This is a genomic window from Pseudoalteromonas sp. EB27, assembly GCF_001974875.1.
Lineage (GTDB): Bacteria > Pseudomonadota > Gammaproteobacteria > Enterobacterales > Alteromonadaceae > Pseudoalteromonas.
The window spans coordinates 29,970-42,391 of record NZ_MTQD01000003.1; the positions used below are offsets into that span (position 1 = coordinate 29,970).

General features: G+C 40.5%; 14 protein-coding genes. All 14 read left to right on the top strand.

The window, feature by feature from the left end:
* Positions 1-13 precede the first annotated feature (13 nt).
* The gene (gene rplV / locus BW142_RS04385) at positions 14-346 is read left to right on the top strand and encodes a 50S ribosomal protein L22 (protein ID WP_002957892.1); all 333 of its coding nucleotides are present in this window, start codon (positions 14-16) and stop codon (positions 344-346) included.
* Between the two features lie 11 nt (positions 347-357).
* A complete protein-coding gene (gene rpsC, locus BW142_RS04390; RefSeq protein ID WP_002957891.1) occupies positions 358-1,059 on the top strand; it encodes a 30S ribosomal protein S3 in 702 nt (233 codons plus the stop codon).
* Between the two features lie 12 nt (positions 1,060-1,071).
* Positions 1,072-1,485, top strand: coding sequence for a 50S ribosomal protein L16 (gene rplP / locus BW142_RS04395; RefSeq protein ID WP_002957890.1), 414 nt, complete (start codon positions 1,072-1,074; stop codon positions 1,483-1,485).
* Positions 1,485-1,676 carry a 50S ribosomal protein L29 gene (gene rpmC, locus BW142_RS04400; RefSeq protein WP_002957889.1) on the top strand — a complete coding sequence of 64 codons (192 nt, stop codon included), beginning with the start codon at positions 1,485-1,487 and terminating at the stop codon, positions 1,674-1,676. Before rplP ends, rpmC begins: the two co-directional genes overlap by 1 nt.
* Positions 1,676-1,933, top strand: a complete 258-nt coding sequence (rpsQ, locus tag BW142_RS04405; protein ID WP_002957888.1) for a 30S ribosomal protein S17 — start codon at positions 1,676-1,678, stop codon at positions 1,931-1,933. Before rpmC ends, rpsQ begins: the two co-directional genes overlap by 1 nt.
* Before the next feature lie 486 nt (positions 1,934-2,419).
* The gene (tsaE, locus tag BW142_RS04410; RefSeq protein ID WP_076924025.1) at positions 2,420-2,887 is read left to right on the top strand and encodes a tRNA (adenosine(37)-N6)-threonylcarbamoyltransferase complex ATPase subunit type 1 TsaE; all 468 of its coding nucleotides are present in this window, start codon (positions 2,420-2,422) and stop codon (positions 2,885-2,887) included.
* A gap of 27 nt (positions 2,888-2,914) precedes the next feature.
* The gene (locus tag BW142_RS04415) at positions 2,915-4,258 is read left to right on the top strand and encodes an N-acetylmuramoyl-L-alanine amidase (protein WP_024600226.1); all 1,344 of its coding nucleotides are present in this window, start codon (positions 2,915-2,917) and stop codon (positions 4,256-4,258) included.
* Positions 4,259-4,294: 36 nt separating this feature from the next.
* On the top strand, positions 4,295-6,148 hold the full coding sequence (mutL, locus tag BW142_RS04420; protein ID WP_076924026.1) for a DNA mismatch repair endonuclease MutL: 1,854 nt from the start codon (positions 4,295-4,297) through the stop codon (positions 6,146-6,148).
* Between the two features lie 10 nt (positions 6,149-6,158).
* Positions 6,159-7,076 (top strand): tRNA (adenosine(37)-N6)-dimethylallyltransferase MiaA, encoded by a 918-nt coding sequence (gene miaA / locus BW142_RS04425; protein WP_076924027.1) that lies wholly within the window; start codon positions 6,159-6,161, stop codon positions 7,074-7,076.
* Positions 7,077-7,154: 78 nt separating this feature from the next.
* On the top strand, positions 7,155-7,418 hold the full coding sequence (gene hfq, locus BW142_RS04430) for an RNA chaperone Hfq (RefSeq protein ID WP_024590569.1): 264 nt from the start codon (positions 7,155-7,157) through the stop codon (positions 7,416-7,418).
* A 15-nt stretch (positions 7,419-7,433) separates the two neighbouring features.
* Complete coding sequence (gene hflX / locus BW142_RS04435) at positions 7,434-8,723, top strand: ribosome rescue GTPase HflX (protein WP_076924028.1); 1,290 nt, start codon at positions 7,434-7,436, stop codon at positions 8,721-8,723.
* Positions 8,724-8,823: 100 nt separating this feature from the next.
* The gene (gene hflK, locus BW142_RS04440) at positions 8,824-9,993 is read left to right on the top strand and encodes an FtsH protease activity modulator HflK (RefSeq protein WP_010554352.1); all 1,170 of its coding nucleotides are present in this window, start codon (positions 8,824-8,826) and stop codon (positions 9,991-9,993) included.
* A 5-nt stretch (positions 9,994-9,998) separates the two neighbouring features.
* Positions 9,999-10,877 (top strand): protease modulator HflC, encoded by an 879-nt coding sequence (hflC, locus tag BW142_RS04445; protein WP_002957880.1) that lies wholly within the window; start codon positions 9,999-10,001, stop codon positions 10,875-10,877.
* A gap of 214 nt (positions 10,878-11,091) precedes the next feature.
* A complete protein-coding gene (locus BW142_RS04450; RefSeq protein WP_024600222.1) occupies positions 11,092-12,405 on the top strand; it encodes an adenylosuccinate synthase in 1,314 nt (437 codons plus the stop codon).
* Positions 12,406-12,422 lie beyond the last annotated feature (17 nt).

Here is a 12,422-nt window from a genome sequence, read left to right on the forward strand (position 1 = left end):
GAGGGGAAGATAAATGCAAGCATTAGCTAAACATAAATTCGCCTCTGGTTCGGCGCAAAAAGCACGTCTAGTTGCAGATCAGATCCGCGGGTTACCTGTAGATCGCGCACTAGAAATCCTGGCGTACAGCCCTAAGAAAGCCGCTGTATTAGTTAAGAAAGTACTTGAGTCTGCTATTGCTAACGCAGAGCATAACGAAGGTGCTGACATTGATGAGCTTCGTATAACAACGATCTTTGTGGACGATGGTCCTACAATGAAACGTATTATGCCTCGTGCTAAAGGACGCGCAGACCGCATCCTTAAGCGTACAAGCCATATCACTGTTATGGTTTCAGATAGCTAGGAGTATAAGTAATGGGACAAAAAGTTCATCCTACTGGTATTCGCCTAGGTATATCTAAACCTTGGGTTTCTACCTGGTACGCGAGTTCAAAAGATTTCTCTGCACAGCTTTTTGGCGATCACAAAGTTCGTACATTCCTTACAAAGGAATTGAAAACGGCTTCTGTGTCTAAAATCGTTATTGAGCGTCCAGCAAAATCAATCCGAGTAACAATCCACACGGCTCGTCCGGGTGTTGTTATCGGTAAAAAAGGCGAAGACGTAGAAAAATTACGTCAAGCGGTAACTAAAATCGCTGGTGTACCTGCTCAGATTAATATCTCTGAAGTACGTAAACCAGAACTAGATGCACAACTAGTAGCAGACGGCATTGCCTCTCAACTAGAGCGTCGTGTTATGTTCCGTCGCGCTATGAAGCGTTCGGTACAAAATGCAATGCGCATCGGTTCTAAAGGGATTAAAGTTGAAGTTAGCGGTCGTCTTGGCGGCGCTGAAATCGCACGTTCAGAATGGTATCGTGAAGGTCGTGTACCTCTACATACTCTTCGTGCTGATATCGATTACGCAACTTCTGAAGCCTTAACCACTTATGGTATCATTGGTGTTAAAGTTTGGATCTTCAAAGGCGAAGTTATTGGTGGTTTACCACTAGTACAAGAGCAAGAGAAGCCAGCTAAACGCGCACCAAAGAAAGCCAAGAAAAGTGCTAAGTAGAGGTAGCGAGTAATGTTACAGCCAAAACGTACAAAATTCCGTAAAATGCACAAAGGCCGCAACCGCGGTTTAGCGCAAAACGGTAACAAAGTAAGCTTCGGTACTTTCGGATTGAAAGCAACTGGCCGTGGCCGTATGACTGCTCGTCAAATCGAAGCAGCTCGTCGTGCTATGACGCGTCACGTGAAACGTCAAGGTAAAATCTGGATTCGTGTCTTCCCTGACAAACCGATTACAGAAAAACCTCTTGAAGTTCGTATGGGTAAAGGTAAAGGTTCTGTTGAATATTGGGTTGCTGAAATTCAGCCTGGTAAAGTACTTTACGAAATGGAAGGTGTTTCAGAAGAGCTTGCTCGTGAAGCGTTTGACCTTGCTGCTCGTAAATTGCCATTCAAAACAACTTTCGTAACTCGGACGGTAATGTGATGAAAGCTAGCGAACTAAAAGATAAAAGCGTAGAAGAGCTTAATGCTGAACTTCTAGGACTACTTCGTGAGCAATTTAATATGCGCATGCAAGCTAGCACTGGTCAGTTAGCTCAGACACACACGCTAAGAACAGTACGCCGCGATATCGCGCGTGTAAAAACAGTTATTAACCAGAAGGCAGGTCAATAATGAGCGATAAAATTCGTACTCTTCAAGGCCGTGTAATCAGCGACAAGATGGAAAAATCTTTCACTATCGCTATCGCACGTTACGTGAAGCACCCAATCTATGGGAAATTCATTAAACGTACGACTAAGTTACACGTACATGACGAAAATAACACAGCAAAAGCGGGTGACGTAGTTACTATCCGTGAATGCGCACCAATTTCTAAGAATAAATCTTGGACTTTAGTAGACGTTATTTCTAGTCCAAAACAAGCTTAATTTTTTAATTAAGTTAGTTTTGTAAAAAGCCCTGGCATTAGCTGGGGCTTTTTGTATTTAAAGCACTCGCAAGCAACAAGCTAGGGTGAGCCGGACCACTTGGGTTTTGTCTTTATCTGAAAAAATAAAGTGGTGTAAAGTAGTGATTGAGAGTTTCATGTACCAGTTACCTTTTTTTGGTAGACGAATTATCTACTAGATCAAAAATGAGATAATGAAATTACACATCTCAGTTAATTTAATGACAACATAGAGTCATCTAATTCATTATGTTGCTTTTACCTTACTCTCTTTTAATTTAAAACTCACTTATCTTATTTTATTACAATAATACAGTTTCAAAGTATCGAAAGTAGTTATCCATATACAACTTTCATCATCATCGAATCTGGTTTTTTTATGTCTAAAACCTCAATTTATCGCCTTAAATTAATATTCTGGTATGATTAGCTAATATGCGCTTTTGAATGAATTTTTGAGGTAGTAATGACGCGTAGTTTTGAATTTCATTTAACTGATGAAATTGCCACGGTTGCAATGGGGAATTGCGTTGCTGATATTATCGAGCAAGGTGCGGTTATTTATTTACATGGTGATTTAGGTGCGGGTAAAACAACGTTTACACGTGGTGTAGTACAAGGTTTTGGCCATACAGGCAAGGTTAAAAGCCCAACGTATACACTCGTAGAGCCTTATGAACTTGAGCGCGCAAATGTTTATCATTTTGACTTATACCGTTTAGGTGATCCTGAAGAATTAGAATACATGGGTATACGCGATTATTTTTCAACAGATGCAATTTGTGTTGTTGAATGGCCTGAAAAGGGTGGTGAGTTTATTCCTGTGCCTGATTTAGATATTACTCTGAGCTATGTGGGTAAAGAACGTAAAATTGTTATTAATAGTGCTAGTGAGCGCGGTATAACAATTGTCGAAAAACTAAATAACAAATAATAATATAGTTAAGGCAGTAATATTCAAATGAGCCGAGGTGCAGTTAAACTTTTTATTTATCTTATGGTTATTACCATAAGCTTGCCGTTGTGGGCCAAAAATACAATTAATAGTGTACGCGTATGGCCGTCACCGGATAGTACTCGTGTGGTATTTGATTTAAATGATAAGCCCGACTTTAGCTATTTTATGCTTAAAAATCCTAGCCGTTTAGTGGTTGACTTAGAGAACACTAGCGAGTTAAAAATATTGCCAGGTGTGCCGCCAAAACATCAAATAGTAAGCAAATTACGTTACTCAAAGCCTAAAAATAAACAAAGCGTGCGTTTGGTATTTGAATTAAGTGCGCCAATAAAGCCTGTTGTATTTGCTTTAGCGCCTACCGGTCCTTATAAAAATAGACTCGTTGTTGATTTATATAATAAGAGCCAAGAAAAATCTGTTGTATCACCTGCACAAACAGCGGCTAAAAATCGCCAATTAAGCCAAGAACGAGACATCGTTATTGCAATTGATGCAGGGCATGGCGGCGAAGATCCTGGCTCCATAGGTCCATCAGGCACGTACGAAAAAACAGTAACACTGCAAATTGCAAAACGGCTTGAGCGCATGATTGATGGCGAGCGTGGGATGATTTCGCGCATGGTACGAAGCGGTGACTATTTTGTAAAACTTAATACGCGTACTAACCGTGCTCGTGAAAAAAAAGCTGACTTTTTTGTTTCTATTCATGCTGATGCATTTACAAGCCCTGGACCAAATGGTGCCTCTGTTTGGGTATTGTCGTTAAGGCGTGCTAATTCAGAAATAGGTAAATGGATAGAAGATAAAGAAAAACACTCTGAGCTTTTAGGTGGCGCTGCTGATGTAATGAAAGATGCCGCTAACGAAAAATACTTAGCGCAAGCATTGCTTGATATGTCGATGGATCACTCTATGAAAACCGGCTTAAACGTAGCTGACGAAGTTGTTAAAGAGCTCAGTAAAGTTGCTAAATTGCATAAAAAAGATCCTCAACATGCGAGTCTTGCTGTACTTAAATCACCAGATATTCCATCAATTTTAGTAGAAACAGGGTTTATATCTAATCCACGAGAAGAAAAGCTGCTTAAAAGCGCTAACCATCAAGAACGTTTGGCTAAAGCTATATTCACTTCAATTAAAAATTACTATTTAAAAAATCCACCGGATGATTCTTTGTTTGCTAAATTAAAATCGCAATATCCAACAAAGCACAAGGTACGCCCGGGTGAATCTTTAAGTATGTTGGCGAGTCGCTATGGCGTTACAATTACTGAATTAAAACAAGTTAATAAGCTTAGCTCTAATACTTTATTTATTGGGCAAGAGCTAGATATACCGCAAAGTTAGTCATTATTATTAGCGCAATGCTTGCTAGGAAATCTCATGAATATTGAAATACTACCCGCGCGTTTAGCTAACCAAATTGCCGCTGGCGAAGTGGTTGAACGCCCCGCGTCGGTAGTAAAAGAACTGGTCGAAAACAGTTTAGATGCTGGCGCTACACGTATTCAAATAGATATTGAGCGTGGTGGTCATAAGCTTATTCGCATTCGTGATAACGGCTCAGGGATAAGTAAAGATGAGCTAACGCTTGCACTTTCTCGTCACGCTACCAGTAAATTAAAGTCACTTGATGATCTCGAAAATATTTGTTCACTTGGTTTTAGGGGCGAAGCGCTTGCGTCAATTAGCTCTGTATCGCGTTTAACGCTGAGTTCAAAACCAAAAGATCAAGAAGCAGCATGGCAAGCATTTGCAGAAGGTCGCGATATGGCCGTGCAAGTAAAGCCAGTAGCGCACCCTGATGGCACAACCATTGAAGTAAAAGATTTATTTTTTAACACCCCAGCTCGTCGTAAATTTTTGCGTACCGAAAAGACTGAATTCAGTCATATTGATGAATTGATAAAGCGTATTGCGCTTAGTCGCTTTGATGTTTCTATTACACTAACTCACAACGGAAAAGTAGTAAGGCAATATCGTGCGAAGACAGATCCTTCTCAGGCTATTACACGTGTGGCACAAGTTGCAGGTAAGGCCTTTGCAGAGCAAGGTTTACATATTCAATCAGGCGAGGGCGGCCTACAGCTGCATGGCTGGGTGTTACCTGTCGGTTCAGCTAATACGACTCAATATACTTATGTAAACAATCGCATGATGCGCGATAAGCTTATTTTGCATGCTATACGCCAAGCATTTGAAGAGGTAAGTGGCACTCAAGAGCTTCCAGGGTTTGTTATTTATATTGATATTGACCCACGACAGGTTGATGTAAATGTTCACCCTGCCAAACATGAAGTGCGCTTTCATCAAGGGCGCTTAATTCATGACTTTATATTGCAAGCTATTAAGCAAGTGGTAGTGCCGCTGCAAGGTGAGTTTACGAATGAACCGTTTGGCTCTGAGGTGGAATCTGCGCCTGTGTTAATGGGGTCAACGCATATTAGCGCTAATAATATAGAAAGCGAAGGTGTGTTTGATTACCCTAAATCGCAATTACAGCCCTCTTACTCTGGAAGTGCTGGTAGCTCAAGTTCGTCCTCAGGTACTAGAAGTGTTGGCGGTAGTGGTGCATTCCGTGCTACACCAAGTACGAGCCATCATGACGTAAATGCGTTTTATCAAGGTGTAAGTGAGCAACACGCTGCGCATTTTGATAACGTAGCAAATATACCAGCAACACAGCAGCAGTTTGAGTCAGCGCATAATGTTTTAAAGGTTGTTTCCATCATCAGTATTAATGAAGGTGTGTGTGTATTTAGTGAAGAGCAGCAATTGTATTGCTCACATTTCAAATATGCATTGGTAGATGATTGGCATACACAAATCAAGGAGCTTGGTAGCTTAGAAGGGAAAGCCCTTTTGCTGCCCGTAAGAGTAAACCTATCGAAAGAAGATTGCTTGCTCATAAAAGCACAGCAATCATGGTTTACTTTACTTGGTTTTGAACTCGTAATAGAAAAACAGTTTGTAATGGTTAAAAAATTGCCAGCGTGCTTATATTTACTTGATGTAAGTACCGCGATAGGTGAGTTACTTAATGGATGTAAAGCGGAGCTTGAAAATATAGAGAGTTGGTTAGAGTGGCAGATGAAATGTGTACCAACTCGATTTTATTTGAGCAATGTATTTTTAGCGCAACAAATGCGCTTACAAAATAATCCGCAAACTATTGAACGCTTGCGCGAAAAAGCAGTTAAAATAGAGCTAAATCACTATTTAACGCAATTAGATTAAGGTATCAGTGTTGAGTAATTTACCAGTCATATTTTTAATGGGTCCAACTGCTGCTGGTAAAACAGCATTGGCAATCTCACTGTGCGAGCATTTAAATACAGAAATAATCAGCGTTGATTCAGCGTTAGTGTATAAAGATATGAACATTGGTACTGCAAAACCCGATGCAGAAGAACTTGCTAAAGCTCCGCATCATCTGATTGACTTGCTCGATCCGAGTGAAACATATTCAGTTGCTGATTTTAGGCGTGATGCAGTACATAAAATTGACGAATTTCATAGACAAGGTAAAGTGCCTGTATTGGTTGGAGGTACAATGTTGTACTTTAAATCTTTAATTGATGGTTTATCGCCTTTACCTGAAGCAGATGCTGTAATAAGAGCTGAGTTAGAAGTACAAGCTAAAGAATTTGGCTGGCCTCATTTATATAAAGAATTAGCTAAAGTTGATCCAAAAGCAGCCGAAAAAATAAGTGAAAATGATTCACAAAGAATTAATCGAGCTTTAGAGGTTTATAGATTAACTGGTAAGACCATGACTGAGTTGCAAAAGCAAAAGCAGCCTGCTTTACCTTATACTTTTCATCAATTTGCGATTGCACCGCAAGAACGCAGCGAATTACACCGCCGAATTGAAGAAAGGTTTAAAATAATGATTGATCAGGGGTTTGAAAATGAAGTTTCGACCCTATATCTACGTAAGGATTTACACCCCAATATGCCTTCTATTCGTTGTGTTGGTTATAGACAAATGTGGGATTACCTTGCGGGTGAAACAAACCATGATGAAATGGTTTTTCGTGGCATCGCAGCAACACGTCAATTGGCAAAACGTCAGTTAACGTGGCTTCGTAGCTGGCCTGATGTTACGTGGTTAACAACAGGTGACGAAGAAAACTTGCATCGTGTAGTAAGTTCGCTAAGCTAGTAGTAGTTGAATATTGTTTTTTATCAAATAAGTTCAGCCACTTAATTATAATAACACCTAGAACGAAGGAACAATAACATGGCAAAAGGCCAATCGTTACAAGACCCATTTTTGAATGCACTACGACGTGAGCGCATTCCAGTATCAATCTTTTTGGTAAATGGCATAAAATTACAAGGCAAAATTCAGTCATTTGACCAATTTGTTATTTTACTAGAGAACACCGTAAATCAAATGGTTTATAAGCATGCAATTTCAACAGTTGTCCCTGCTCGCGCAGTTAACTTCCAAGCAGTTCAAGGGAGTGAAGAAACTGAAGAGCCAGAAGCTGGTAACTTTTAATTAGGAGCATAATGTTTGTTTGACCGCTATGAATCCGGCGAACAGGCAATTTTAGTTCATATCGACCTACCTAAAGAAGGGGATCGTGAAGATCTTCATGAATTAGAGATGTTGGTATCTTCTGCTGGTGTTAGTAGTTTGGCGGTTGTGCAAGGCAGCCGTCAAGCACCACATCCGAAACTATTCGTCGGTACCGGTAAAGCAGAAGAAATAGCTGAGATTGTTAAAATCCACAATGCAGATGTCGTAATTTTCAATCATCAACTCAGGCCGTCACAAGAGCGTAATTTAGAGCGTGTTTGTCAGTGTCGTGTGCTTGATAGAACGACGCTAATTCTTGATATTTTTGCCCAACGTGCACGTACCCATGAAGGTAAGCTGCAGGTTGAATTGGCACAACTTCGCCATATGTCGACTCGATTAATTCGTGGCTGGACCCATCTTGAACGCCAAAAAGGCGGGATTGGTTTACGTGGACCTGGTGAAACCCAACTTGAAACCGATAGGCGATTACTTCGTGCCCGTATTCAAAATATTCGTGCGCGTTTAGCTAAAGTAGCAGTGCAACGCGAACAAGGTAGGCGAGCTCGTACTCGTAACGAAATACCTACGGTATCGTTAGTTGGCTATACTAATGCGGGTAAATCTACATTATTTAATCGAATTACGAATTCAGATGTATACGCGGCCGATCAGTTGTTTGCAACGCTTGACCCGACTCTACGTAAGCTTGAATTAGGTGATGTTGGTCCTGTTATCTTAGCTGATACAGTGGGCTTTATTCGTCATTTACCGCACGACTTAGTTGCTGCTTTTAAAGCAACGCTAACTGAAACTCGTGAAGCTGATTTACAATTACATGTAATTGACGCAGCAGACTCTCGTCTTCAAGAAAATATTGAACAAGTACAATCGGTGCTTAAAGAAATTGAAGCCGATGAAGTACCACAGCTATTAATTTATAATAAAATTGATGCGCTGGATAACGTAAGCCCACGTATTGATCGAGATGACGAAGGCCAACCTATAAGAGTGTGGCTTAGCGCTCAGACTGGTGAAGGGTGTGAATTACTTAGTGAGGCTATTAGTGAACTACTTGCTAAGAAGATGTTTAACGAAACATTATTTCTTACGCCATTGTATGGTCGCCTAAGAGCTGCATTGTTTAGTTTAAATGCAGTACATGAAGAACGCTTTGATGAGCAAGGTAATTGGCTGTTAGATTTTAGAATGCCAATGGTTGAGTGGAATCGTTTAATTAAAGAATTTGGTCCTGAAATTGCTGGTTTTATCTACCGTAATTAAAAATTGACGTTTTAATGTCGGTTTTTGTATGAGAAACGCGGTAGATTTGTTAGATTTAACACAATTTCCTAATTTATTTAGATAACAATGGAGTATAGCTATGGCCTGGAATGAACCGGGTAATAATGGCAATGACAAAGATCCGTGGAATAATAAAGGCGGACGTGATCAAGGCCCACCTGATTTAGACGAGGTGTTCCGCAAGTTTAGTAACAAGTTCGGCGGCTTATTTGGCGGGAAAAAATCCGGCAATGGTAGCGGCGGTGGACTTGGCGGAGCCGGTATTTCATTCATACTTATTATCGCCGTTATTGTATGGGCGTTAAGTGGTATTTATACGGTTAAAGAAGCCGAGCGTGGTGTAGTTCTACAATTTGGTAAATATGACCGAATTGCTGATCCCGGCCTGCGTTGGAAAATGACTTTCATCGAAACGGTAATCCCAGTAGATATTGAAGCAGTTCGTTCACTATCGGCTTCTGGTTTTATGCTTACTGAAGACGAAAACGTAGTGAGCGTAGAGTTTCAGGTGCAATACCGTGTTATTGACCCATATCTTTATGAGTTTAGCGTAACCAACGCTGATAGTAGCTTAGAAGAAGCGCTAGACAGTGCACTACGTTATGTTGTGGGCCATGCAAAAATGGACCAAGTATTAACTAATGGCCGTGAGGTTGTTCGTCAAAATACATGGGATGAGCTTAATAAGATTATCGAACCATATAACTTAGGTTTAATTGTTACTGACGTGAACTTTAAAGACTCTCGTCCGCCAACTGAAGTTAAAGATGCATTTGATGATGCGATTGCTGCACAAGAAGATGAAGAACGTTTCATCCGTGAAGCAGAAGCATATGCTCGTGAAATTGAGCCTCGTGCTCGTGGTCAAGTAACGCGTATGACTCAGGAAGCTGAAGGTTACCAAGAGCGTATAACATTAGAAGCACAAGGTGAGGTAGCTCGCTTTGAAAAGCTATTACCTGAATATCAAGCAGCTAAAGAAGTTACTCGTGAGCGCTTATACATTGATGCAATGGAAGAAGTGCTAGGCAGTAGCTCTAAAATATTGGTTGATGTTAAAGGCGGTAATAACATGCTTTATTTACCTCTTGATAAGATTATGGATAAGCAAGGGACAGCAACACGTGTTGCACTTCCAAGCTCTAGTGATATTCAAGATTTACGTAATAAAGTAAATACGTCGCGTAATAGCTCTGTTAACAGTGGCAATGACCGCTTTAACAACGACCGCTTTAATGATGGGAGATAATCATAATGAAAAACTTTAGTTTAGTAATACTATTAGCTGCCATTGTTATGTCTTTCTCATCGGTATTTGTTGTACCTGAAGGGCAAAAAGCAATTGTAATGTTATTCAGTAAAGTACAAAAAGATAGCGACGACAAAGCGATTGTATATGGCCCAGGCCTACAATTTAAGGTGCCATTTTTTAGTCAAGTACGTCGCATTGATGCACGTATTCAAACGCTAGATGGTGCGCCAGACCGTTTTGTTACTAGTGAGAAAAAAGACTTAATTGTTGATTCGTTTGTAAAATGGCGTGTGAACGACTTTAGCGCTTTTTACTTACGTGCACGTGGCGATAAGCAATACGCTGAAACGCTACTTAAACAAAAAGTAAATAATGGTCTTCGTACAAACTTTGGTACACGTACAATTCGTGAAATTGTATCGGGTGAGCGTAGCGAATTGATGGAAGAAGCGTTAGTACAAGCTTCTGAAAGTGCGCGTGAGCTTGGTATTGAAGTACTAGACGTACGTGTTAAGCAAATTAACCTACCACAAGAAGTAAGTAGCTCTATTTACCAACGTATGCGCGCTGAGCGTACTGCTGTTGCAAAAGAGCACCGTTCTGAAGGACAGGAAAAAGCTGAGACCATTCGTGCGGGTGTTGACCGTCGTGTAACAGTAATGCTTGCCGACGCGGAGCGTAATGCGCGTTCTGTACGTGGTCAAGGTGATGCTGACGCTGCTGGTATTTATGCTAATGCGTATAACAAAGACCCTGAGTTCTTTAGTTTTGTGCGCTCGCTTGAAGCTTATAAAAAGACTTTTAAAGATAAGCAAGACGTTATGGTGCTTTCACCAGATAGCGACTTCTTTCAATATATGAAAGGTGCTAAAGCTCAATAAGCTTTACCTTAATTATTTAAAAGTTAAAAAGCCTCGCATTTGCGGGGCTTTTTGTTAAATGCTATTTGTAATCATAAATCACTGTTATTTATGTGGTTATTAGCTGATATTTCGGTAGAACAGTTACGCGCAGAAAAAATAAGCTGAACAGGGGTGATCTTTACTTTAGTTTTCTGGTAAAATCTCGTCCTAATTTTCTCTAAGTGAATTTACGATGGGTAAAAACGTTGTTGTATTAGGCACCCAATGGGGTGACGAAGGAAAGGGTAAGGTAGTTGATCTCCTTACAGACAAAGCATCTTTAGTAGTTCGTTATCAAGGTGGCCACAATGCGGGTCATACTTTAGTTATCGAAGGTGAAAAGACGGTTCTACACCTTATTCCATCGGGTGTATTACGTGACAATGTTAAATGTGTGATTGGTAATGGTGTAGTTTTATCACCAGAAGCGCTAATGAGAGAAATTGGCATGCTTGAAGAACGTGGCGTACCAGTACGCGAGCGTCTTTTAATAAGTGAAGCATGTCCACTAATCTTGCCTTTCCATGTTGCATTAGATGTAGCCCGCGAAACTGCTCGTGGCGATAAGCCAATTGGTACAACTGGTCGTGGTATCGGTCCAGCGTACGAAGATAAAGTGGCGCGCCGTGGTTTACGCGTAGGTGATTTATTTAATCCTGAAGTTTTTGCAGCTAAATTAAAAGAAGTTCTTGAGTACCATAACTTCACTTTAGTTAACTACTACAAAGTAGATGCTGTAGATTTTCAAAAAACGTTTGATGATGCAATGGCTGTTGCAGATATCTTAAAAGCAATGGTTGTAGATGTAACTGAGCTTTTAGATCAAACGCGTTTAGCAGGCGAAAACATTTTATTTGAAGGTGCACAAGGTACATTACTTGATATCGATCACGGTACTTACCCTTATGTAACATCTTCAAACACAACTGCCGGTGGCGTTGCTACTGGTGCTGGTTTTGGTCCACTAAACCTTGATTACGTTTTAGGTATTATTAAAGCGTACACGACACGTGTTGGTTCAGGTCCTTTCCCTACAGAGCTTTACGATGGTCTTGAAAAACAAGATCCAGTAGGTAAGCACTTAGGTGATAAAGGTCATGAATTTGGCGCAACAACAGGTCGACTTCGTCGTACTGGTTGGTTAGATGCAGTGGCTATGCGCCGTGCAGTTCAAATCAACAGTATTTCAGGTTTTTGTTTAACTAAGCTTGATGTTTTAGATGGCTTAGAAACACTTAAAATCTGTACTGGTTATAAGCTTGAAGATGGCACTGTTACTAACATAACGCCATTAGCAGCAGAAGGTTACGATAAAGTAACGCCAGTATACGAAGAAATGCCAGGTTGGTCAGAAAACACTGTTGGTGTAACAAGCCTAGACGGTTTACCAAAAGCGGCGATTGACTACATCAAGCGTATTGAAGAAATTACGGGTGTTCCGATTGATATTATCTCTACAGGTCCAGACCGTGTAGAAACTATGGTACTTCGCAACCCGTTTGCGTAATTACTATTAGATTGAAA

Coding starts and splice junctions, on each gene's coding strand:
- rplV (WP_002957892.1), top strand. CDS start 14: ATGCAAGCATTAGCTAAACATAAATTCGCCTCTGGTTCGGCGCAAAAA.
- rpsC (WP_002957891.1), top strand. CDS start 358: ATGGGACAAAAAGTTCATCCTACTGGTATTCGCCTAGGTATATCTAAA.
- rplP (WP_002957890.1), top strand. CDS start 1,072: ATGTTACAGCCAAAACGTACAAAATTCCGTAAAATGCACAAAGGCCGC.
- rpmC (WP_002957889.1), top strand. CDS start 1,485: ATGAAAGCTAGCGAACTAAAAGATAAAAGCGTAGAAGAGCTTAATGCT.
- rpsQ (WP_002957888.1), top strand. CDS start 1,676: ATGAGCGATAAAATTCGTACTCTTCAAGGCCGTGTAATCAGCGACAAG.
- tsaE (WP_076924025.1), top strand. CDS start 2,420: ATGACGCGTAGTTTTGAATTTCATTTAACTGATGAAATTGCCACGGTT.
- BW142_RS04415 (WP_024600226.1), top strand. CDS start 2,915: ATGAGCCGAGGTGCAGTTAAACTTTTTATTTATCTTATGGTTATTACC.
- mutL (WP_076924026.1), top strand. CDS start 4,295: ATGAATATTGAAATACTACCCGCGCGTTTAGCTAACCAAATTGCCGCT.
- hfq (WP_024590569.1), top strand. CDS start 7,155: ATGGCAAAAGGCCAATCGTTACAAGACCCATTTTTGAATGCACTACGA.
- hflK (WP_010554352.1), top strand. CDS start 8,824: ATGGCCTGGAATGAACCGGGTAATAATGGCAATGACAAAGATCCGTGG.
- hflC (WP_002957880.1), top strand. CDS start 9,999: ATGAAAAACTTTAGTTTAGTAATACTATTAGCTGCCATTGTTATGTCT.
- BW142_RS04450 (WP_024600222.1), top strand. CDS start 11,092: ATGGGTAAAAACGTTGTTGTATTAGGCACCCAATGGGGTGACGAAGGA.